Below are 21,696 nucleotides of genomic sequence, written 5' to 3'. Positions count from 1 at the left end.
AAGTGGTTCCGGTTCGCGTGAAGAAAAATGCGCCAAAACAGAAGATTGGAGTTCACGGCCTGACGCGGTCAGATCGTGAACCCTAGTCGAACACCGCCGCCAGCTGGTCGGGCGCGGCGCCCTCCTTGCCGGTGCGCAGTTCGTAGTAGATCGCCGCCGCGCCGGCGGCCGAGATCACGCCCTGGACGGCGTTGGTCAAGGCGCTGACCAGGACGGCGGCCAGCGCCATCAGCGAGGGCGCCTGGGTGGCGGTCAGGAGGCCGCTTTGGGCCGTGGTCACGCCCGCCGTGGCCGCCAAGGCCTGTACGGCGCCGCTGATGATCATGGCGAGCACGAAATAGATCACCAGGAGGCCAAAAATGCTCCAGCGGTGGCCGCGCGTCAGGTCGCCGCTGCGGCCGAAGCTGGCCTCGACGCTGCGCTTTTCCATCACAAGCACGGGCGCGGCGACGGACCACGCCGTCATCAGCATCAGGCCCGGCACGATCAGAAGAAGGATACCCAGGGAGACGCCGAGCGTCTGCAGAATGCCAAGTCCGAGCAAGGGGAGAGCCTTGCTTGCGCCCACACCGAGGGCCTCGCCCAGCCGTATCGATCGGCCGTTGAGACCCGAGATGGCGCTGTGAACGACGACGCCCTGCATCAACAGGCTGCCGACAAAGGCCACGATCCCGCCGACAACGCTGGCTAGGCCGATGACCCAGAGCTCCGGATAGAGGAAGCCAACCACGCTCGCCGCGAAGACGGGCAGGGCGACCAACACCACGCCGCTGATCGCGAACAGGCTAAAGTTGTCGCCGATGACCTTGAAGGTCCGCTGCATCACCCGGCCCAGCTCGAAGGCGCCGCCGGTCGTTTCCATGGTCGTCATGTGAATCTCGCTTCTCGATTGAGCGACCCTAGAATGCGACCTAAGCCTTTAGCAATGCGCAGTACGACCGGCGCGAGGCCTTAGCCAGTTTTGGCGCAACTGCGCCTGGATGGCCTCGATCATGGCCTGGAAGGTGGGGCGCTTGTCGTCGCTGTCCGTGGCGTCGCGCTTAGAGAATTCGACGACCATGGGTCAGGCCTGGGTCTCGGCATAGGCAAGCGCTTTTCGGCGCAGATCAGAGGTGGTGAGGTCGCCCTCGCTCGCCGGCCGGTGGAGACGCGAGGATAGAGCGAGACCCGGCAAGGGAAGGGGGTGAGTGTGGAGCGTTGGCGATCCATGCGACGTCCTCAGGAGGAGGTGTTGGGCGATGGATCTAAGGGGCGCTCGGTCGCCACAGCTGGCAACCAAGGGCGAAGGGGGCTTCCGGAAATGAAAAAGAATGAGGCGGCCGAGCGCTTGGTGGTAGCATCCATTGCCTGGATTTGGCATCAACCAAAGCGAGTTCAGCGCACTTGGCTTGTGGGAACTAGTTGCAAGTCCGATAACTTTCGTACGCACTGCTGATTTTTGGCATATTGAGTGCGGGCGCGGCTGGCGGGGCTACTTGCAGGTGGCGCGCTATCGCGAGCGCCAAGCGCTGACCGGTCAACAAGCGCATTGATCCGAGCGAAACTGTTCGGATAGCTATGGCGACCCCAGTTCCAGATGTGATCTCCAACTATGCGCGCGACGATCAAAGACGTTTCGGCACACGCTGGCGTCTCGACCAAAACGGTCTCGCGTGTTCTCAATCGCGAAAAGTACGTGTCCGACGATGTTCGCCGGCGCGTCGAAGAAGCGATTGAGAAGCTGAATTTTCAGCCCAGCGCCGCAGCGCGGACCTTGGCGGGCAAGCGTAGCCACCAGATCGCGCTGATCTATGACAATCACAGCCCGCACTACATCCATCAGATCCAGACCGGCATCTGGGAGCGTTGCATCGAGGAAGGCGTGCGTTTGCTGGCCCAGCCCTGTGACGCCGCCTCGCCGACCCTGGCGGCCGAGATCGGCGGGCTGATCGACCAGACCCATGTCGACGGCGTGATCCTGTCCTCGCCGGTCACCGACGCGGTGTCGGCGCTGGAGGAGCTGGATCGGCGCGGCGTGCCCTATGTGCGGATTTCGCCGGGCACCGATCATGGGCGTAGCCCTTCGGTGTCGATGGACGACGCTCAAGCCGCCGACGACATGACCGCCCACCTGATCGCGCTGGGCCACAAGCGGATCGGCTTCATCATCGGCCACCCGAACCATACGGCCAGCGACCTGCGGCTGTTCGGCTATCGCCGGGCCCTTGATCGCGCGGGGCTGCCCTATGAACCGCGGTATGTCCGCCAGGGCCTGTTCGACTTCGCCTCGGGCGAGGCGGCGGCCGACAGCATGCTGGATCTCGTCAATCCGCCTACGGCGATCTTCGCCAGCAATGACGACATGGCCGCCGGGGTGCTGACGGTCGCGCATCGGCGGGGGATTCCGTTGCCCGGCGGGCTGTCGGTGGCGGGCTTCGACGACACCGCCTTGGCCAGCCAGCTCTGGCCGCCGCTGACCACGGTGCGTCAGCCGACCCGGCAACTGGCCCATGCGGCGGCGGGGCTGTTGTTCGAAGGCGTCGAGACGCCGGTGAACCGGCGCCTCTCGCACGAGCTGGTGCTGCGGGCGTCGACAGCGCCGCCGCCTAGCCCGCAATAAGGATCTTGGCTGCGGCCGCCGACAGCAACAGGGCGACCAGGGTGGCGATCAGGATCGGGAGCAGGGCGCGCAAGCCGGTCGACATCAGCGACTGCATCTGGGAGCGCAGGCCCGTAGCGGTCACCGCGCAGGCCAGCAGCGCGGTCGCGGTATGGCTGGCGGTGTCGGAGACGGTCGCGGGGATCACGCCGATCGAGTTGAAGGCGGCCAGGCCGAAGAAGCCGATGACGAACCAGGGCAGCAGCGGCGCGGCGACCTTGGCCTCGGCGTCCTTGGGCAGGAACAGCGCCACCACCATCAGGGCGGGCGCGAGCAGGGCGACGCGGGCCAGCTTGACGATCGCGGCGGTCTCGCCCGCCAGGGGCGAGACGCTGTAGCCGGCTCCCAGCGCCTGGGCGACGTCGTGGATCGCGGCGCCCAGCATGTAGCCCGACTGGACCTCGCCAAGATGCAGCTGATGGGCGATGGCCGGGTAGAGGGTCATGGCGGTGGCGCTGCACGCCGAAATGCCCACCAGCACCAGGGTCAGCTGCGCCTGGCTGGTCCGCCGCTCGCCGAGCAGGCTGGCGAACGCCATGGCGGCCGAGGCTCCGCAGATCGCGACTGCGCCGCCGCACAGCGCCCCGAATGCGCCCGAGAACCCCAGCCGGCGCGCGGCCAACACGCCAACGCCCAGGGTCGCTGCGACCGTAAGGCCGATGGCGGCCAAGGCGGCGGGACCCAGGGCTAGGATCTGTCCGAACGTGACCCGGCAAGCCACCAGCACGATCCCAAGGCGGAGGAAGGTCCGCGACACGAGGTCGAGGCCCGGATCAAGCCGGGTGTCGGTGCTCAGGAAATTCAGCGACAGACCGAACAGCAGGCACATCAGCGTCAGGGGCGCGCCGTAGTGGTCGGACACATAGGCCGCCGCGAGGGTTGCGAGGACGGCGAGGGCGATTCCGGGGGCGTACTGACCGATGCGCTGCATGAATAGGCCTTCTTTCCCGGGATTTCGCCGAATTTCGCGCTGTCTGCGATCTGACACCGTTATCATATTCGACATGACGCGCAATCGGCTCGCTGGAGTCTCGCTCAAGCGGTGTGGCTAAAAGTTTAGTAAAATCAACGAATATTGATAACCTTCAGCGACATCATGATTATCGCAAGGTAAGGGGGTGGCTCGAAAATTCGGTTGCGCGCCCAAAAAAGCCAAGCAATATGACAACGATGACATATCTCGACCCGCCCGCCCTGACCCGTCCGCTTGGCCCTAACGGTCCCGAGGTTTCCTCGGTCGCGTGGGGCATGTGGCGCTTCCGTGGAGACGACGTCGGTCAGGCGCAGGCTCTCGTTGAGGCGGCGCTGGACGCGGGCGTCACCCTGTTCGACACCGCCGACATCTATGGCCCGGACAATGGCGAGGCGTTCGGCGCGGCCGAGGCCCTGCTGGGTCGCGTGCTGGATCAGTCGCCCGCCTTGGCCCCGCGCATGGTGATCGCCACCAAGGGCGGCATCATTCCGGGCGTGCCCTATGACAGCAGCGCGACCTATCTCGGCGCCGCCATCGACGCTTCGCTCAAGCGCATGGGCGTCGAGCGCGTGGCGCTGTGGCAGATCCACCGTCCCGACATCCTGACCCACCCCGAAGAGATCGCTCGCGCGCTGGAAGCGGCTCACGCGGCCGGCAAGATCGGCGCGGTCGGGGTGTCCAATTACCTGCCGTCGCAAGTCGAGGCGCTGGCGGCCTATCTGTCGTTGCCGATCGTCTCGTGTCAGCCCGAGTTCTCGCCGCTGGCCATAGCACCCGTCTCCGACGGGGTGCTGGACCAAGCTCTTGCACGCCGGATGGCGGTGCTGGCCTGGTCGCCGCTGGGCGGCGGTCGCCTGGCCAAGCCGTCGACGCCGCGCGAACAGGCCGTGTGCGCGATCCTCGACCGTGTGGGCGAAGCCGCCGGCGTCTCGCGTGCGGCCGCCGCCTACAGCTGGATCATGGCTCATCCCGCACGGCCAATCCCGATCGTCGGCACCCAGTCGATCGCGCGCATCGCCGAGATCCCCGACGCCTTCAAGCCCCGCTGGACCCGCGCCGACTGGTACGCGGTCCTGTCCGCCTCGATGGAAGCTCCCCTGCCATGACCCAAGCCCCCTGCGAGATAAGCTGGTTCTCGGCGCTCTGCGACGACGACTACGAGTTCCTGGGCGTGCCGGACCCCAAGCTGAAGTCCAGCTGGGAGCATTGCCGCGACATCGTGCTGCAAGCTGAATCTGGCGGGTTCGACAACATCCTGCTGCCCTCGGGCTATGAACTGGGCATCGATACGACCGCCTTCGCGGCCGCCATTGCGCCGATGCTGCGTCGGATGCGCCTGCTGATGGCGGTGCGCATCGGCGAGATGTGGCCGCCGCAGCTGGCGCGCCAGATCGCCACGATCGACCGGATCCTAGGCGGACGTCTCGCCGTCAACATCATCTCGTCCGACATGCCCGGCGAGAAGCTGGCCTCGGGCCCACGCTACGCCCGAACGGTCGAGGCGATGCACATCCTCAAGACCCTGCTGAACGGCGACAGTCTGGATCACCAGGGCGAGTTCTGGAACCTGAAGCTGGATCCGCCGCGTGTGGGCATGCTGTCGGGCAAGGCGCCGCAGCTCTACTTCGGCGGCCTGTCCGAAGACGCCCGCGAGGCCGCCGCCAAGGGCTGCGACGTCTATCTGATGTGGCCGGACAAGCGTGAGGTGGTCGCCGAGATCATCGCCGACATGACCGCCCGCGCCGCAAAGTATGGCCGCACGCTCCGTTTTGGCTACCGCGCCCACGTGGTTGTGCGCGACACCGAGACCGAGGCGCGCGCCGCCGCCGATCGCCTGCTTAGCAAGCTGGACGCCCAGGCGGGCGCCGCGATCCGGGCCAAGTCGCTGGACGCCACCTCGGTCGGCGTCCAGGCCCAGGCGGCCCTGCGCGAGAGCGCCAGCGAGGACGGCTACGCCGAGGCCAACCTCTGGACGGGCGTTGGCCGGGCGCGGTCGGGTTGCGGCGCGGCGATTGTCGGCGATCCGGACCAGGTGCTGGCCAAGCTGAACGACTATCGCAGCATGGGGATCGACGCGTTCATCCTGTCGGGCTACCCGCACGCCGCCGAGGCCGACCTGTTCGCGCGTCACGTGCTCCCCCGCATCGATCACGGCCCGTTGGGCTGAGACGAGGGGAGGGCCTCATGTCCGGTCATCGACCCTTTGTCGTCGGGCTTGGTGGGGTGGCGTCCGCGCCGTCCTCGACCGAACGCGCGCTTGCGGTGACCCTGGGCGCGATCGAGGCGCGCGGGGTCGAAGTCCGTGCCTTTGGCGGCGACTTTCTGGGCAAGCTTCCGATCTATGCGCCGAAATCGGCGCACCGCACACCCGAGGAACTGGAGTTCCTAGCGGCCGTGCGTCGCGCCGACGGCTTGGTGATCGCATCGCCGGGCTATCACGGCGGCGTCTCGGGCATGGTCAAGAATGCGCTCGACCTCTTGGAGGAGACCGCGAAGGACGCGCGCGTCTATCTCAGCGGCATGCCCGCGGGCCTCGTCGTCACCGCTTATGGCTGGCAGGCGACCGGAAGCACGATCGCGGCGCTGCGCTCGACGGTTCACGCCTTGCGCGGTTGGCCGACCCCGATGGCGGCGGCGATCAACAGCGCACAGTCGAAGTTCACTGAAGACGGCGGGTGCGATGACGCCGCCGCCGTCAGCCAGCTCACGCTCGTTGGTCAGCAGGTCGTCGAGTTCCTAAGCCGCAGCCACCGCGCTCCCTCGGAGGCGCTGGTCGCAGTGTAGGCGCACTCAGATTTTCTCATGAAACCAAACCACCCGGGACGGCTCATTAAAGTCGATCGATGAGGTGGGAATTAAACGGGAGGGTACTAAAATGCTTGCGGATCGTAAGTCTCTACTGGCGGCGGGTTCGGTCGCCGCCATCCTTGCCTGGGCCGCTCCGGCCCTGGCCACGGCCCAGGCGCAGGACGCCCCGGTGATCGAGGAGGTCATCGTCACGGCCCAGAAGCGTTCCGAGAACGTCCAGAAGGTGCCGATCGCCATCAGCGTCGTCAGCGGCGAGGCGATGGAGCGGGCCAACATCAATTCGGCCGAACAGCTGATCCAGGCTGCGCCATCCCTGACCTTCAGGAAGGGCAACACCAACAAGGATTCGGCCCTGACGGTCCGCGGCGTTGGCACCATCTCGTTTGCGTCGGGCGTTGAGCCTTCGGTTTCGACGGTCGTCGACGGCGTGGTCTACGCCCGCAGCGGCCAGGCCACCGCCGACTTCCTGGACCTGGAGCGCATCGAAATCCTGCGCGGTCCGCAAGGCACGCTGTTTGGCAAGAACGCCTCGGCCGGCGTTATCAGCATGATCACTCGCGCGCCGACCCAGGAGAAGACCGGCTACGTCGACGCCTCCTACTACGAGGGCAACGAGTACCGTATCCGCGGGTCGGTCTCGGGTCCGCTGTCGGACACCCTGGCCGGCTCGCTGGCGGGCTTCTTCAGCCACTTCGACGGCAACGGCAAGAACGTCTTCGACGGCAAGGACATCAATGGCTACGAGCACAGCGGCCTGCGCGGCCGCCTGCGCTGGACGCCGAACGAGGACCTCAGCGTCGACCTGATCGCTGACTACTCGCACAACGTCGACAACGGCTATGCCGACAGCATCGGCACGGTGTTCTCCAGCCCCTACAACGACAACGTCTTCCTGCCGTCGCTGAGCCCGCTGAAGCCCGGTCCCGGCAACAAGGACATCGACAACGACCAGTCGCCGATCACCAAGGACATCAACAGCGGCTTCTCGGCCCAGGTGAACTGGTCGGTCGGGGAATACTCGCTGACCTCGATCACCGCTTATCGCAACTGGAAGAACCAGCAGGTCCGTGACGGCGACTTCCGTTCCGACGCGCCGACCTACGTGCTGGCCGCCGACATCCGCAGCCATGACTATGGCCGCCTGAACTTCGATCAGTTCACCCAGGAACTGCGGATCGCTTCGCCGCTGGGCCGCTTCTTCGAGTATGTCGCGGGCGCTTATTACTACCACACCTGGGAGAGCAACTACTTCAACCGCACGGTCACCAACTGCACCAGCTCGACCCTGGCGCCGGTGACCTTGGGCACGCTGGGCACGGTCACGCCCTGCAAGCCGGGCGCTTCGACCTACGCCTCGAACGCGGGCATCGGCGAGTTCGCCGCCACGCTCGAGAACTACGCGGTCTTCGGCCAGGGCACGCTGAACTTCAGCGACCGCTTCCGCGGCATCGTCGGCGCGCGCTGGACCCAGGACAAGATCGACTTTGTCCACCGCCGCGTGCGCACGTCCGGCGCGGCCGCGCTGAGCGGCGTCAACCCGACCTTCTCGGCGACCGGCGGCACCAAGGCTGACGGCTGGTCGGGCAAGATCGGCGCCCAGTACGACGTGACCCCGACCGTGATGGCCTACGCCAGCTACACCCGGGGCTACAAGGGCCCGGCCATGAACGTGTTCTTCAACATGCAGGCCAACGACAACTTCGGCATCGCGCCGGAAACGTCCGACTCCTACGAGGCGGGTCTTAAGTCGCGCCTGCTGGATGGCCGCCTGGTGCTGAACGTGTCGGTCTTCGACACGACCTACGACAACTTCCAGGCCAATAATCAGGACATGATCGGCACCACGGTCATCACCCGCCTGACCAACGCCGGGACGGTCAAGTCGTCGGGCTTCGAGACCGACTTCACCTTTGAGCCTATCCGCAACCTGCGCTTCAACGGCGGCTACGCTTACGTCGACGCCAAGATCGACCAGTTCAAGTGCCCGACCACCGGGACCTGCGCGGCCCTGGCGATCAACGGCAAGCCGCTGCCGTACTCGTCCAAGCACAAGCTTTCGGTGAACACGAGCTACTTCGTGCCGCTGGAGGGCCAGGCGTTCGACCTCGATTTCAATGTCGGGGCGCAATACCAGAGCAAGATGGGCTTCGACATCAACCAGAACCCCAACGCCGTGCAGAAGGGCTACTCGACCCTCGACGCCAGCGTCTCGGTGATCAGCAAGGACGAGAAGTTGCGCCTGTCGCTGATCGGCAAGAACCTCACCGACGAGCACTTCGTGATTAACCGCATCCCGAACGGCACGTCGTTCCTGCGTCAGATCACGCCGCGTGACGGCGAGCGCTACTTCGGCGCCTCGCTCCGTTACACCTTCAACTGACGTTCCCCCTGCGGGTCCGGTTCCCCGGCCGGACCCGTTCTTTTTGTTCTTTGTGACCGAGCTCGGCCGGTCGCATCGGAGGCGCTGGTGCTCGATTACGTCTCTCTCCCCGACGGTTTCGCCCTAAGCGCGGCGGGACGGGAAATCCTGCGCCATACCGCCGATGCGCCCTGCCTGTTCGTCGGCGTCGGCCAGCCCGACGTAAAGATGGCGCGCGGCAATTTCGACATTTCCGACTACGTCGTCGAGCGCGTGGCGCTGCGGGCTGCGCATGTGGAGGTTCGCCCCGACCGGGTGCGCATCGGCTTCGCCGCCGAAGCCGGATTGCCCGAACGGCTGGCGATTGAGGTCTTCGCCAACGGCCACATCGTTTTCGACGGCGCCGCCGCTTCGGTGAACCGGCTGTGGCTGCGCCTTGTCAGCGAGGCCGGCGAGCACCTCTGGGGCGGCGGCGAGCAGATGTCCTATTTCGACCTGCGCGGCCGTCGCTTTCCGCTCTGGACGTCCGAGCCGGGCGTCGGGCGCGACAAGTCTACTCAGATTACCTGGATGGCCGACCAGGTCGGGGCCGGCGGCGACTATTTCCACACCAACTATCCGCAACCGACCTATGTCTCCTCGCGGCGCTACGCTCTGCATGTCGAGACCACGGCCTATGCGGTGTTCGACTTCCGCCACGAGGCCTTCCACGAGATCGAGGTCTGGGAGGTCCCTGAGCGTCTGGAGGTCTTCACCGCCGACGCCTTCGTTGACCTCGTCGAGGCGCTATCGGAGCGTTTCGGCCGTCAGCCGCCGCTGCCCGACTGGGTGCTGGACGGCGCGATCATCGGCCTGAAACAGGGCGAGGAAAGCTACCGGCGGCTCGAAAACTTCGTGGCCGCCGACGCAGCGGTCTCGGGCCTGTGGTGCGAGGACTGGGTGGGGCTACGCATCACCTCTTTCGGAAAGCGCCTGTTCTGGAACTGGAAGTGGAACGAAAGCCGCTATCCCGGTCTTGATCGCAAGATCGAGGACCTGGCTGCGCGGAACATCCGCTTCCTGGGCTATGTGAATCCGTATCTCTGCATCGACGGCGACCTCTATCCGGTGGCGCGCGACGCGGGCTATCTTGCCCTGCGCCTGGATGCGGACGAGCCCTACATTGTCGACTTCGGCGAGTTCGACTGCGGTGTCGTCGATTTCACCAATCCGGCGGCGGCCGAATGGTTCGCCGAGGCGGTGATCGGCCAGCAGATGCTGGACTTTGGCCTCTCAGGCTGGATGGCCGACTTCGGCGAGTATCTGCCGACCGACGTGCGCCTGGCCAATGGTGTCGACGGCATGCTGATGCACAACGCCTGGCCGACCCTGTGGGCCAAGGTCAACGCCGACGCCGTGGCCTCGCGCGGCAAGACCGGCGACACGCTGTTCTTCATGCGCGCCGGTTACAGCGGCGTGCAGCGCTATTGCCCGCTACTATGGGCTGGCGATCAGTCGGTGGACTTCTCGCGCCACGACGGCATCGGCACGGTGATCGTCGCGGCCCTGTCGTCGGGCCTGCTGGGCAACGCCTACCATCACAGCGACATCGGCGGGTACACCAGCCTGTTCGGCAATGTCCGCTCCGCCGAGCTCTTGATGCGCTGGAGCGAGATGGCGGCCTTCACCGCCGTGATGCGCTCGCATGAAGGCAACCGCCCGGACGACAACCTGCAACTGGACCAGGACCCCGAGGTGCTGGCGCACTTCGCCCGCATGACCCGGATCTATCGCCACCTGGCGCCCTACATCCGGAGCCTGCGCGACGAGGCCGGCGCGCGCGGATTGCCGCTGCAGCGTCCCCTGTTCCTGCACCACGAGGACGATCCGGCGACCTATGCCGAGCAGACCCAGTATCTGTTCGGCCGCGACCTGCTCGTCGCGCCGGTGATCGAGGAGGGCCGCAAGGCCCGCGCGGTCTATCTGCCCGCCGGCGCCGACTGGGTGCACGCCTGGTCGGGCCAGGTCTTCGCCGGCGGTCAGACCGTCGACACCCCGGCCCCCTTCGGCAAGCCGCCGGTCTACTATCGGAGCGACGCGGCGGACGCGGCGCTGTTTCGCGACCTGCGGGCGCTTTGAGGATCTGCCATGACGCTCAAGTTCGACCGCCGTTTCCTGCTGGGCCTGCTGATCGTCGCCAGCATCCTCAACTACGCTGACCGGCAGATCATCGCGATCCTCAAGCCGATGCTTCAGGAGGATCTGAACTGGACGGACGCCGACTACGGCCATCTGGCCGCGACCTTCCAGTTCGCGGCGGCGATCGCGTTCATGTTCACCGGCTGGTTCACCGATCGCGTGGGCCTGAAGATCGCCAACCCGTTGGCCGTGGGTTCGTGGAGTCTGGCGGCCATGGCCCATGGCTTGGCCCATACCGTTGCGCAGTTCACGGTGGTTCGTGCGCTTCTGGGCGCGACGGAAGCCATGGGCACGCCGACGGGCATCAAGACCATCGCCTCGGTCTTCGACGCCAAGTCGCGCTCGCTGGCGCTGGGCTTGCTGAACGCGGCAGGCAATATCGGCGCGGTGGTCACGCCGCTGTTCGTGCCGTTCCTGGCCGAGGCGGTGGGCTGGCGCAACACCTTCGCCATCGTCGGCGGCGCTGGCCTTGTCTGGGTGGCCGTCTGGTACCTTGGTCGCGCCAACAGGATGCTGGACGACCATGCCCGCGCGGCCCGCGAGGCCAAGGCGGCTGAGGCGGCGCTGGACACCACCGATCCCGTCGCGGCCGTCGCGCCGACCAAGGTCAGCTGGCGTGAGGTTTTCACTGACCGCGCGACCTGGGCGGTGATGGGCGCCAAGGCCCTGTTCGATCAGGTCTGGTGGTTCCTGCTGTTCTGGACGCCGGACCTGTTCCACCGGGTGTTCGGTCTCAGCATGAAGCAGTTCGCCCTGCCGCTGGCGAGCATCTACCTGATCGCCGCCACCGGCTCCTTGGTGGCCGGCGCGGTGGTCAACCGCCTGCTCGCCAAGGGCTGGAGCGTCAACCGGGCTCGCAAGACGGTGATGCTGGTCTGCGCCCTGTTGGTCGTGCCCGTGCCGCTGGTGCTGCACGCCCCGAACGCCTGGGTGGCCGTGGCGCTGCTGGGCCTGACCCTGGCCGCCCATCAGGGCTTCTCGGTCAATGTGTTCGGCATCATCACCGACGTCGTGCCGGCTCAGCGGGTCGGCACCGCCACCAGCCTCGGCGCCCTGGCGGGCAACCTCTCGGGCATGGCGGTGTTGCAACTGGCGGGCATGCTGCTGACCAACGGGGTCGGTTACCTGCCGCTGTTCCTGATGGCCTCCTGCGCCTACCTGCTGGCCCTGGGCTGGATCCATCTCTGGCTGCCCAAGCTGCGTCTCGCCAACCTCTGACCTGGAAGCGTCTGTCCCGTGTCTGATCTGAGTTCCGACGCCGTTCTCGACCTCGTTATCATCGGGGGCGGCGTCAACGGCTGCGGCGTCGCCCGCGATGCGGCTGGTCGCGGCGCGCGCGTCGCCCTCATCGAGCAGGGGGACCTGGCCGGCGCCACCTCCTCGGCCTCGACCAAGCTGATCCACGGCGGCCTGCGCTATCTGGAGCACTACGAGTTCAAGCTTGTGCGCGAGGCGCTGTTCGAGCGCGAGCGGCTATGGGCGATCGCGCCGCATCTGATCCAGCCGCTGCGGTTTATCCTGCCGCATCACCGCGACTTGCGGCCGGCCTGGATGCTGCGGATCGGCCTGTTCCTGTACGACTATATTGGCGGCCGTAAGCGCCTGCCCCCAACCCGCACTCTGGATCTCCGCGTCGATCCGGCGGGCGCGGTTCTGAACCCGATGTTCCAGCGCGGCTTCGAGTACTCGGACCTCCAGGTCGACGACGCGCGCCTTGTCACGCTGAACGCCCTGGACGCCGCCGAGCGCGGCGCGACCGTTCTGACCCGCACGCGGGTGACCTCCGTCCGGCGGGAGGGCGAGCTCTGGCGCGTGCAAGCGCTCGACGCCGGCGGCGGCGAGATCACGCTGTCGGCCCGCGCTCTCGTCAACGCGGCTGGGCCCTGGGCTGACGGGGTGGCGGGCATGACGGCCACCCATGCGGACGCGCGCCTGCGCCTGGTGCGGGGCAGCCACATCGTCATTCGCCGGCGTCTCGATCCGCGCGCCTTCATCTTCCAGAACGGCGATGGCCGCATCGTCTTCGCCATTCCGTATCAGGACGATTTCACCCTGATCGGCACCACCGATGTCGACCACACGGCCGGCCCGGCCGAGGTCCTGGCGACTGACGCCGAGGTCGACTACCTGATCGACGCCATCGGCGAGTACCTGGTCCAGCCGGTCGCACGCGATGAGATCGTCTGGCGCTGGGCCGGCGTGCGGGCGCTGCTCGACGACGGCGCCGACAGCGCTCAGGAAGCCACCCGCGACTATGTGCTGTCGCTGGACGCCGAGGGCGGCGCAGCGCCGGTCGTGCATGTCTTCGGCGGCAAGATCACAACCTATCGCCACCTGTCCGAGGCGGTGGTCGACAAGCTGGCGCCGCATGCGGCCTGGGCCAGGGCGCCCAAGTGGACCGCCCGCCAGCCGCTGCCGGGCGGGGATCTGGGCCCCAAGGGTCTTGAGGGCTGCATCGGCGATCTGATGGCCGCCTATCCGTTCCTTTCCCCCGATCTCGCCCGCCGTCTGGCCAAGGCCTACGGCGCACGGGCCCACGCCGTGCTGGGCGACGCGCGCAGCCTGGCGGATCTTGGACGCGACTTCGGCGCGGGCCTGTTCGAGCGCGAGGTGCGCTACCTGACCGCGGTCGAATGGGCGCGCACGGCCGACGACGTCGTCTGGCGGCGCAGCAAGCTGGGCCTGCGCCTTGAGCCCGAACAGGTCGTCGCGCTCGACGCCTTCCTGTCCGGTCGCGAGCTTTAAGATGCGCCAACACATCCTCGTCCTCGACCAGGGCACCACCTCGTCGCGGGCCATCGTCTTCGACGCCGAGCTTCAGATCGTCTCGGTCGCCCAGCGCGAGTTCCCGCAGCACTTCCCGGCGCCCGGCTGGGTGGAGCACGATCCGGAAGACCTGTGGACCAGCAGCCTGACCGTCTGCCAGGAGGCGCTGGCCAGGGCCGGTCTCGTCGCCGCTGACATCGCGGGCATGGGCCTGACCAACCAGCGCGAAACGGTGGTGGTCTGGGATCGGACGACCGGCAAGCCGATCCACAACGCCATCGTCTGGCAGGACCGCCGTACCGCGCCGCTGTGCGACAGGCTGCGGGACGCCGGTCACGAGCCGATGATCGCCGGGCGCACTGGCCTGCTGATCGACCCCTATTTCTCGGCCAGCAAGATCGCCTGGATCCTCGACAACGTTCCGGGCGCGCGCGACGCGGCGGAGGCTGGCAAGCTGGCCTGCGGCACGGTCGACAGCTTCCTGCTGTGGCGGCTGACCCTGGGCGCGACCCACGCCACCGACGCGACCAACGCCGCGCGCACCCAGCTCTACAACATCCATGACGGCGACTGGGACGAGGCGCTGCTGGCGCTATTTGACGTACCGCGCGCGCTGCTGCCTGAGATCTGCGACAGCTCCGGAGACCTCGGCCGGACGTCGCCGGAGTGGTTCGACGGCGCGATTCCGATCTGCGGCGTGGCGGGCGATCAGCAGGCCGCCCTGATCGGCCAGGCTTGCCTGGCGCCCGGCATGGCCAAGGCGACCTATGGCACCGGCTGCTTCCTGCTGCTCAACACCGGCGACACGCCCGTGGCCTCGCGGCATCGTCTGCTGACTACGGTGGCGTATCAGCTTGACGGAAGGCGGACCTACGCACTGGAGGGCTCCATCTTCGTGGCTGGCGCGGCGCTACAATGGTTGCGCGACGGCCTGAAGGTTCTGCCCGATGCGGCCAAGGCGGACGTCATGGCGGGCCGCGCGGCTGGTGGTGAGGTTCTGATGGTGCCGGCCTTCGTCGGCCTGGGAGCGCCGGACTGGCGACCTGAGGCGCGCGGGGCGATTTTTGGGCTGACCCGCGCGACAGGTCCCGATGAACTCGTCAGAGCGGCTCTGGAGAGCGTCTGTCACCAGACCCGCGATCTGCTGGAGGCGATGCGGCGCGACCTTGACGAAGCGATTGATCTGGCGCGCCTGCGCGTTGACGGCGGCATGAGCGCTTCGGACTGGATGCTGCAGGCGTTGGCCGATACGCTCAATGCGCCAGTTGATCGCCCACTGGTCCGCGAGGCCACGGCGCTTGGCGCAGCCTGGCTAGCGCAGAGAGTAACGTTTCCAGAGGCGCGGGAAGCCGAGTTTTGGAGCCTGGATCGGACGTTCGTTCCGGACGGCGACGAGATCCATCGCGCTGCGGCCGCCGCACGATGGCGCCGAGCTATCGCCGCCGTGATATCTTTGGAGGGCGCCGACTAGGGCCACCTGCGTGTTTGGGCGATGAGCCTCATGGTCTCGCATCTCATAGGAACGCTCCACGCTTTTTGCGACAGGCTGTGGGATGCCTTGAACCGCCTTGCGAGGCGCGTGCCTTGTCGGGTAGGGCGGTCGTCGAAGAAGAGCATCTCGAACTTGGGGTAGCGCCGCCGAGCAAGTGAGTCGGAAAGGCGGGGCCTAACTCCCGCCGCGTTACAAAGACGCCGCCGGCTCATTCCTGGAGGCGTCGCGCGCGTCCAGTTGCTGCCGAATGGCGTCGTGGGCGGCCTTGTCCATTTTATGGCCGAATATCAGGGCCGCCCCTGCGAGACCCAGCAACGCGGGCGCCAAGGAGAAGGCGCTCGACAGTGCGGCTAGGGCGGTCGGATCATTGTCGGCCCCGAGATCGGCCCGGAAACCCATGGCTTCGATTGCTGTCACCGCCGCGAAGACCGCAAGAGCGGACCCGATCTTTACGGAGCCGCTGAGCAGGCCAAAAAGCAGGCCGCTGCGGTCGACCCCGCTGTGCAAGCGCTCCTCGTCGCTCAGATCCGCCATCATCGCCCGCAGAAGGATCGGGCCTGCGCTGTAGGGAAGACCGGCCAGCGTCATGGTGACGATCGCCCAGGCCAATCCGTGCGGCGCGATCAGCACCGTCATCTGAGCGATCGAGTAGGCGATCGCGGCGATGGTCAGGGCGCGGTGCTTGCCGAACTTGCGGCCCAATCGTGACCAGAGCGGCGCGCCGGCGAGGCCGCCAACGAAATACAGCAGTAGCAACAGGCCCGCTTCAGAACGGTCCCAGCCCCGAACGGCCTCAAAAAAGAAGAAGAACAGCGTGCCTGCGATGACAGGACCAGTGCCAATCAAGATATCCGCACCGAGCAGCCGCAAGACAGATGGCCGACGCAGCAGGGCCAAGTGTTGTCGCCAATCCGACGTGTTGGCGTTGGGTGGGGTGAAGGGCTCGCTAACGGCCATGAGGGCGACAAGGATGGCGACCGGCAGGGCCAACACCACGAACCAGCCCATCGCGCGAACGCCAGCGGCGTAGTCGAGCCCAAAGACGCTCTTCATCAAAGGCGGCATCGTCAGCACGATCAGCGTGCCCAGCACAGTGAACGCCTGCCACCAGCCGAATACTCGCGTTCTCTGGCTGTATTCCGGAGCGATCCGCGCGGCCCAAGCGACATGAGCCATGGACGCCATCGACTGTCCCAGAAAGCCCATGATCAGCCACAGAAGAAGATAGCCCCCGCCAACGCCCGGCTGCGCCATGAATAGCATCCAGACCGCGAGTACGGCGATCGGAAGACCGGTCAACAACCAAGGTCTGAAGCGGCCAAGCCGGGTGTTCGTCTTGTCGATGGCAAATCCGAGGGTCGGATCCAGCCACAGATCGAAAAGTCGAACGATCGCGAAGGCAAGACCAATGGAGCCAAGGTCTAAGCCAAGGTCCGTGGCGTAGTAGTTTGGCAGATAGACCACCACGGGCATCAGCATTGCGGCGACCGGAACACACGGCAGCGCAAAGGCGGCGAGTCGCCATGTGCTCATCGGCGCAAGGTCGCCTTTTCCGTTCCCCTGGCTGATGGCGGCCTCCCAGCTTAGTTCTTGTTGTCCGCTCACATTCAACGACGTGGAAAGTCGACGCAATCCAGTTCGAAGTGTCCAGCCGGGCGCACCGAAGGACCGTGGTCGCGTTGAGGCCCAGCCTAGGTTCAGAGGCTCTTGGCCCAGACGACCCCGCGCCTGATCGTGCGGGCCTGCTATTCATGCACGGTGAAACTGTCACAACCGCAGGCTAGGACGCCGCTATGCCGATGATTTCTCGTAAGACGCGCCAAGGCCTTTTTGGCGCCGCGGTGGTGATGGCCCTTTTGGCGGACGTCATGACGACGACCGCCTTCGCCCATCCTGGACACGCGGTCGAGCCGGTCGCCCCGGCCCACCCGAAGTCACCGCCCGTCAAGGCCTCCGAGCGTCGGTGGCTGGCGGGGGATCATCACGTGCATAGCTGGTTCAGCGTCTCGTTGAAGCCCAGTGCTGATCCGTCGCAGCCTCCGATCCTGGTTAAGGCGGGCGACGCGGTGAACCCAATCACCGTCAACGCTCGCATGGCCGCCAAGCATGGCCTGTCGTGGATGGTCGCCACCGATCACGGCGGCCCGAACCATTCGAAACTGAACCGCGATGAAGCCTATCCCGAACTGCTACGTGCGCGCGTCGAGACGCCGAGCGTCCTGCAGTTCTGGGGTATGGAGCTCGATACGCCCGCCGCTGAGCATTCCAGCTTGATCATCCCGCATTCGGCGGGGGAACGGGACGCGTTGTTTGGGATCGAAAGCCGCTACAACCGGCGCGAGCCCTGGCCGGCCGATCCAGCGCGTAATCAGGAGGCCTTCATGCTGGAGGCCTTGAGGCACATGAAAGCTTTGGCGGAGCCCCCGATCGTCATCGCCAACCATCCGTCGAGGTCGGCGACGGGCGTGGGCCAGTATGGGGTGGTGTCACCCGGCGAGCTGCGCAATTGGAACGACACCGCCCCCGACGTCGCCGTCGGCATGGAAGGCGCGCCGGGGCACCAGGCGTCGAGCCTGAAGCCGGACGGCTCGCTGAAGCCGCAGGGCGATCGCGGCGGCTACGGGCGCGCGCCGACCATGGGGGGATTTGACCAGATGACCGCCAAGCTGGGCGGCTTCTGGGACGCTATGCTGGGCGAGGGCCGTCGCTGGTGGGTCACCTCGACCTCGGACTCCCACCGCCACTACACGGATGGCGGAGAGGACTTCTGGCCCGGCGAGTACTCCAAAACCTATGTGAAGGCTGCACGTACTTACGACGATGTCTTGGACGGTCTGCGCACCGGCCGGATCTTTGTGACGTTGGGCGATCTGGTCTCGGAGGTTGACGTCACCGCGACCGCCGCCGGGGCCAAGGCCGAGATCGGCGGGCGACTGGAGGTCCCGGTTGGTTCGGACGTTACGATCGTGATCCGCGTGCGCGATCCCGCCGGCCAGAATTTTGGTGGTTTCTCGCCCAATGTCGCGCGCGTCGACCTAATTCAAGGCGACATCCTGGGGCCAGCAAGCGACCGCACCCTTGACGTCAATCCGACCACACGGGTGGTCCGCGCCTTCGCGCCGTCTTCCTGGGCGCGGGACGGTGAGACCCTGTCGATGGTCCATGTGCTCAAGAACGTTCGTGGCCCAACCTACATCCGCGTGCGCGGGACGAGCGGCGCGGAAGGCGAACCCCTGCCGGATCCTCTGGGCGAGGATCCGTGGTCAGACCTGTGGTTCTACGCCAACCCGATCTTCATCGTCACGAAGTAGGAAAAGCGGGGGTGAGCTGCGGTCCGAGCAGACGTTCCCCTTAAACCGCGGTGGCCTTGCGGACCGGCCGAACCCCCGCCTCGCGGAGCGCGGCGATCGTCGGAAAGCCGTCCACGGCCATCAGCAGGTCAAGCTCAGCGAGGATGCACTTCAGGACGTGAGCGACTCCGTCGATACCGCCGACCGAAAGGCCGTAGGCGTAGGGGCGACCAATCCCGACCGCGCGCGCGCCCATCGCCAGCGCCTTGGCGGCATCTGAACCGGATCGAATCCCGGAGTCGAACAAGACGGGCGTAGCCCCGCTGGCCGCGACCACGTCTTCAAGGAGATCGATCGCGGCTATCCCTCCGTTGGCCTGGCGACCGCCGTGGTTCGAGCAGAAGACGCCATCGACTCCAAGGTCCACGGCGCGACGCGCATCGTCGGGGTGACAAACTCCCTTCAGCACGATCGGCAGTTTCGTGACCGATCTCAGCCACGGCAGGTCCTCCCAGGTCAGGGTCTTGCCGAAGAGGGCCCCCCAAGTGCGGATCGCAGTGGCGGGATCTTCGGAGACGGGCTTGCCGAGAAGCGCGAGGAAACGCGGATCGGTGAAGTAGTTCTGCAGAACATGGCCCCTTAGCTGGGGAAAATTGGCGTCGTTGAGATCGCGCGGCCGCCAGCCGGTCACCCAGGTGTCTAGGGTCACCACCAAGGCCTTGAAGCCGGCGGTCTCCGCACGCCGGATGAGGCTTTCGGCCAGCTCCCGGTCCTTGGGCGTGTACAGCTGAAAGAAGCCGACCCCGTCGCCCAGCGCCGCGCCGACCGCCTCGATGGGGTCGTTGGCCAGGGTGGACGCCATGACCGGCACGCCCGTGCGCTGGGCGGCCATCGCAGTGGCGATGTCGCCGTGACCGTCCTGGGCGCACATGCCAATCACGCCGATGGGGCTCATGAACAGCGGGGTGGGCAGCTTGAGGCCAAAGAGCTCGATCGACAGGTCGCGCTTGGACGCATCCACCATCATCCGCGGCACGACACCCCAGTCATGAAACGCCTCGGCGTTGCGTCGCTGGGTGAACTCGTCGCCACAGCCGCCCTGCACATAGCTGAGCAGGTCGGGCGACATGGCGGCGGTGGCGCGCGCTTCCAGGGTCTTGAAGTCGACCGGCCACTTGGGGCGTACGCCCTGCAGGCCGGCCCCATAGATCTCATTCTGGTAGTCGCCGTAGTGAGCCATGGACCCCGCCTCCCGCATATCTTTGCTTTGACTCACTGTAGCGCGCCGAACGCATGTTTGAAGAGGCGTTCAGCGCGACAGCGCGGACTTGTCCAGCGTCCTGAACGCCCCCGACGCCATTCAAGTCGCGGGCGTCTGAGCGCTAAGCGCCGCGGGCCAGCCGGCCAGCCCGCACCGCTTGCGCCAGATCATCCAGAAGCCGCACCGAGGTGTCCCAGTCGACGCAGGCGTCAGTCACCGACTGGCCATAGGTTAGGGCCTGTCCGGCCACGATGTCCTGACGACCCGCGATCAGATTGCTCTCGATCATCACGCCCATGATCGGCGAGCCACCGGTCGCGATCTGGGCGCAGACGTCGGCGATCACGGCGGGTTGGTTCTCGTGGTTCTTGCCGCTGTTGGCGTGGCTGACGTCGACCATGATGCGCTGTGGCAGCCCGGCCTTGGCCAGGACTTCGGCGGCTGCGGCGACGCTGGCGGCGTCGTAGTTCGGGGTCTTGCCGCCACGTAGAACCAGGTGGCAGTCGCCATTGCCGGTCGTTGTGGCGATCGCCGCGCGACCCTCCTTGGTGACCGCCAGGAAGTGGTGCGGTTGGGACGCGGCCATGACGGCGTCGACCGCGATCTTCACGTCGCCATTGGTGCCGTTCTTGAAGCCGACCGGACACGAAAGGCCGGACGCCAGTTCACGGTGGATCTGGCTCTCGGTGGTGCGGGCGCCGATCGCGCCCCAGGCGACGAGGTCGGCGATGTACTGTGGGGTGGTCACGTCCAGGAACTCACAGGCGGCGGGCAGACCTTGGGCGCTCACGTCCAGAAGAACCCGACGCGCCAGACGCAAGCCATCGTTGATCCGGAATCCGCCGTCGAGGCCCGGATCATTGATCAGGCCTTTCCAGCCCACGGTCGTGCGCGGCTTCTCGAAATACACGCGCATGATCACTTCCAATTCACCCGCATGCCGCTCGCGCTCGGTCGCCAGGCGGCGGGCGTAGTCGATCGCCGCCCTCGGGTCGTGAATGGAGCAGGGGCCGATCACCACGACGAGGCGATCGTCTTGACCCTGAAGGATCCGATGGACGGCCTGGCGCGCTCCGCCAACGATGTCGGCCACCGACGATGTGGCCGGCGCTTCGCCAATAACCTGGGCGGGCGGGCTCAGGGTTTGTAGCTTCTCGATCCGCAGGTCGTCGGTCGGGACGGGGAGGTTGACGAGTTGGGCGGCTGAGGTGGAAGGCATTGGCGCGACTCCGGAAACTGGGAGGTCCGGCGGCCATTGAAAAAGCCGCCCGGGAAACCCCTGGCGGCTGGTGAAGATATTCGATGGCCCTAATCTCAGGCCAAACGATCCCCTCCCGGCGCCAGAGGCGTCGGATAGCTAAAATACCAAAACTGCTGTTGGCAGGCGGCGAGGGTCATCGGATCCGAGCCTAAACACAAGATCGGCGGATGTCACGCCCCCAAGTTCGCTTTGCTGCGCGAGCGTCTTGAGGGCGCAGGAGAACCCGCCGCATGGCGGGTTCTCGGCCAGATTAGGGTTTGGCCGACAGCGCCTTGAGATCCGCGTCGACCTTGGCGACCATCTCGTTGGTGATCTGCCCATCGGCGTAGGCTTGCAGCTCCCGCAGGCTCATCGACTTGAACTGCTCGAAAGCCGGATGCTTGGCGAGCGTGGGCAAGGTCTTTTCGAGAGCCGCCTTGGCGGCGGGGTCGGCGACCACAGCCTGCAGGGGGGTGTCGGCGGAGAAGGCGCTCGCCGCAGCGGCCGCCGGCGGCGGCGATGCGTTCTGAGCCAAGGCCGGCGTGGCCAGAAGTGCGGCGAGGACGAGGCCGGTCGCGATACGCATCGAGGAGCTCCATTTCGAAATAGGACCCGCACAGGACAGCAGTCCGCCGCCAACGGTCAAGTCCAGTCGACACGTTTCGAAGACCGGCGGCTTCAAGCGACCGTC

Annotated in this window: 18 protein-coding genes; 10 read left to right on the top strand and 8 right to left on the bottom strand. The window is 66.4% G+C overall.

The features are described from left to right. Positions 1-82: 82 nt before the first annotated feature. Together ACT53N_RS02090 and ACT53N_RS02085 are read right to left on the bottom strand one after the other, a co-directional pair. A complete protein-coding gene (locus tag ACT53N_RS02090) occupies positions 83-871 on the bottom strand; it encodes a DUF7847 domain-containing protein (protein ID WP_476062333.1) in 789 nt (262 codons plus the stop codon). Between the two features lie 48 nt (positions 872-919). Then, positions 920-1,060: a hypothetical protein gene (locus ACT53N_RS02085; RefSeq protein WP_476062332.1), complete on the bottom strand. Its 141-nt coding sequence runs from the start codon at positions 1,058-1,060 to the stop codon at positions 920-922. Positions 1,061-1,591: 531 nt separating this feature from the next. Between ACT53N_RS02085 and ACT53N_RS02080 the strand changes: the two genes are divergently transcribed. Beyond that, complete coding sequence (locus tag ACT53N_RS02080; RefSeq protein ID WP_476062331.1) at positions 1,592-2,599, top strand: LacI family DNA-binding transcriptional regulator; 1,008 nt, start codon at positions 1,592-1,594, stop codon at positions 2,597-2,599. On the opposite strand, the gene ACT53N_RS02075 is transcribed toward ACT53N_RS02080, so the two are convergent. Beyond that, complete coding sequence (locus tag ACT53N_RS02075; protein ID WP_476062330.1) at positions 2,586-3,569, bottom strand: YeiH family protein; 984 nt, start codon at positions 3,567-3,569, stop codon at positions 2,586-2,588. The genes ACT53N_RS02080 and ACT53N_RS02075 overlap by 14 nt on opposite strands. 230 nt (positions 3,570-3,799) lie before the next feature. On the opposite strand from ACT53N_RS02075, the gene ACT53N_RS02070 reads away from it, so the two are divergent. From ACT53N_RS02070 to glpK, 8 genes are all read left to right on the top strand, one after another. Next, on the top strand, positions 3,800-4,717 hold the full coding sequence (locus ACT53N_RS02070) for an aldo/keto reductase (RefSeq protein WP_476062329.1): 918 nt from the start codon (positions 3,800-3,802) through the stop codon (positions 4,715-4,717). After that, on the top strand, positions 4,714-5,778 hold the full coding sequence (locus tag ACT53N_RS02065; RefSeq protein WP_476062328.1) for an LLM class flavin-dependent oxidoreductase: 1,065 nt from the start codon (positions 4,714-4,716) through the stop codon (positions 5,776-5,778). Before ACT53N_RS02070 ends, ACT53N_RS02065 begins: the two co-directional genes overlap by 4 nt. Before the next feature lie 17 nt (positions 5,779-5,795). Beyond that, positions 5,796-6,395, top strand: coding sequence for an NADPH-dependent FMN reductase (locus ACT53N_RS02060; protein WP_476062327.1), 600 nt, complete (start codon positions 5,796-5,798; stop codon positions 6,393-6,395). A 91-nt stretch (positions 6,396-6,486) separates the two neighbouring features. Next, positions 6,487-8,799 (top strand): TonB-dependent receptor, encoded by a 2,313-nt coding sequence (locus ACT53N_RS02055; protein ID WP_476062326.1) that lies wholly within the window; start codon positions 6,487-6,489, stop codon positions 8,797-8,799. An 87-nt stretch (positions 8,800-8,886) separates the two neighbouring features. Continuing rightward, complete coding sequence (locus ACT53N_RS02050) at positions 8,887-10,896, top strand: alpha-glucosidase (protein ID WP_476062325.1); 2,010 nt, start codon at positions 8,887-8,889, stop codon at positions 10,894-10,896. Positions 10,897-10,905: 9 nt separating this feature from the next. After that, positions 10,906-12,174 (top strand): MFS transporter, encoded by a 1,269-nt coding sequence (locus ACT53N_RS02045; RefSeq protein WP_476062324.1) that lies wholly within the window; start codon positions 10,906-10,908, stop codon positions 12,172-12,174. A gap of 18 nt (positions 12,175-12,192) precedes the next feature. Beyond that, entirely contained in the window at positions 12,193-13,701 is a 1,509-nt protein-coding gene (gene glpD, locus ACT53N_RS02040) for a glycerol-3-phosphate dehydrogenase (protein ID WP_476062323.1), read from the top strand. 1 nt (position 13,702) lies between these two features. Beyond that, positions 13,703-15,193 (top strand): glycerol kinase GlpK, encoded by a 1,491-nt coding sequence (glpK, locus tag ACT53N_RS02035; RefSeq protein WP_476062322.1) that lies wholly within the window; start codon positions 13,703-13,705, stop codon positions 15,191-15,193. A 210-nt stretch (positions 15,194-15,403) separates the two neighbouring features. Here glpK and ACT53N_RS02030 read toward each other — a convergent pair whose 3' ends face one another. Continuing rightward, positions 15,404-16,846 (bottom strand): MFS transporter, encoded by a 1,443-nt coding sequence (locus ACT53N_RS02030; RefSeq protein WP_476062321.1) that lies wholly within the window; start codon positions 16,844-16,846, stop codon positions 15,404-15,406. A 161-nt stretch (positions 16,847-17,007) separates the two neighbouring features. On the opposite strand from ACT53N_RS02030, the gene ACT53N_RS02025 reads away from it, so the two are divergent. Further along, complete coding sequence (locus tag ACT53N_RS02025) at positions 17,008-18,525, top strand: CehA/McbA family metallohydrolase domain-containing protein (protein WP_476062320.1); 1,518 nt, start codon at positions 17,008-17,010, stop codon at positions 18,523-18,525. A gap of 40 nt (positions 18,526-18,565) precedes the next feature. Here ACT53N_RS02025 and ACT53N_RS02020 read toward each other — a convergent pair whose 3' ends face one another. The 4 genes from ACT53N_RS02020 to ACT53N_RS02005 all read right to left on the bottom strand — a co-directional run bounded on the left by ACT53N_RS02020 (position 18,566) and on the right by ACT53N_RS02005 (position 21,591). Next, a complete protein-coding gene (locus tag ACT53N_RS02020) occupies positions 18,566-19,744 on the bottom strand; it encodes a lactate 2-monooxygenase (RefSeq protein ID WP_476062319.1) in 1,179 nt (392 codons plus the stop codon). 142 nt (positions 19,745-19,886) lie between these two features. Further along, positions 19,887-20,984 (bottom strand): 3-deoxy-7-phosphoheptulonate synthase, encoded by a 1,098-nt coding sequence (locus tag ACT53N_RS02015; protein WP_476062318.1) that lies wholly within the window; start codon positions 20,982-20,984, stop codon positions 19,887-19,889. A gap of 95 nt (positions 20,985-21,079) precedes the next feature. Beyond that, positions 21,080-21,163 (bottom strand): hypothetical protein, encoded by an 84-nt coding sequence (locus ACT53N_RS02010; protein ID WP_127847013.1) that lies wholly within the window; start codon positions 21,161-21,163, stop codon positions 21,080-21,082. Between the two features lie 113 nt (positions 21,164-21,276). Continuing rightward, the gene (locus tag ACT53N_RS02005) at positions 21,277-21,591 is read right to left on the bottom strand and encodes a hypothetical protein (RefSeq protein ID WP_476062317.1); all 315 of its coding nucleotides are present in this window, start codon (positions 21,589-21,591) and stop codon (positions 21,277-21,279) included. Positions 21,592-21,696: the final 105 nt, after the last annotated feature.

The organism is Caulobacter sp. DMC95, assembly GCF_056313785.1.
This window is presented reverse-complemented; position numbering and strand designations above follow the sequence as displayed.

Excerpts from the sequence above, each read along its gene's own strand:
- ACT53N_RS02045 (WP_476062324.1), top strand. The coding sequence starts at position 10,906 with ATGACGCTCAAGTTCGACCGCCGTTTCCTGCTGGGCCTGCTGATCGTC.
- ACT53N_RS02080 (WP_476062331.1), top strand. The coding sequence starts at position 1,592 with ATGCGCGCGACGATCAAAGACGTTTCGGCACACGCTGGCGTCTCGACC.
- ACT53N_RS02025 (WP_476062320.1), top strand. The coding sequence starts at position 17,008 with ATGCCGATGATTTCTCGTAAGACGCGCCAAGGCCTTTTTGGCGCCGCG.
- ACT53N_RS02060 (WP_476062327.1), top strand. The coding sequence starts at position 5,796 with ATGTCCGGTCATCGACCCTTTGTCGTCGGGCTTGGTGGGGTGGCGTCC.
- glpK (WP_476062322.1), top strand. The coding sequence starts at position 13,703 with ATGCGCCAACACATCCTCGTCCTCGACCAGGGCACCACCTCGTCGCGG.
- ACT53N_RS02085 (WP_476062332.1), bottom strand. The coding sequence starts at position 1,060 with ATGGTCGTCGAATTCTCTAAGCGCGACGCCACGGACAGCGACGACAAG.
- ACT53N_RS02020 (WP_476062319.1), bottom strand. The coding sequence starts at position 19,744 with ATGGCTCACTACGGCGACTACCAGAATGAGATCTATGGGGCCGGCCTG.
- ACT53N_RS02070 (WP_476062329.1), top strand. The coding sequence starts at position 3,800 with ATGACAACGATGACATATCTCGACCCGCCCGCCCTGACCCGTCCGCTT.
- ACT53N_RS02090 (WP_476062333.1), bottom strand. The coding sequence starts at position 871 with ATGACGACCATGGAAACGACCGGCGGCGCCTTCGAGCTGGGCCGGGTG.
- ACT53N_RS02010 (WP_127847013.1), bottom strand. The coding sequence starts at position 21,163 with ATGACCCTCGCCGCCTGCCAACAGCAGTTTTGGTATTTTAGCTATCCG.
- ACT53N_RS02065 (WP_476062328.1), top strand. The coding sequence starts at position 4,714 with ATGACCCAAGCCCCCTGCGAGATAAGCTGGTTCTCGGCGCTCTGCGAC.
- ACT53N_RS02055 (WP_476062326.1), top strand. The coding sequence starts at position 6,487 with ATGCTTGCGGATCGTAAGTCTCTACTGGCGGCGGGTTCGGTCGCCGCC.
- ACT53N_RS02075 (WP_476062330.1), bottom strand. The coding sequence starts at position 3,569 with ATGCAGCGCATCGGTCAGTACGCCCCCGGAATCGCCCTCGCCGTCCTC.
- ACT53N_RS02005 (WP_476062317.1), bottom strand. The coding sequence starts at position 21,591 with ATGCGTATCGCGACCGGCCTCGTCCTCGCCGCACTTCTGGCCACGCCG.
- ACT53N_RS02015 (WP_476062318.1), bottom strand. The coding sequence starts at position 20,984 with ATGCCTTCCACCTCAGCCGCCCAACTCGTCAACCTCCCCGTCCCGACC.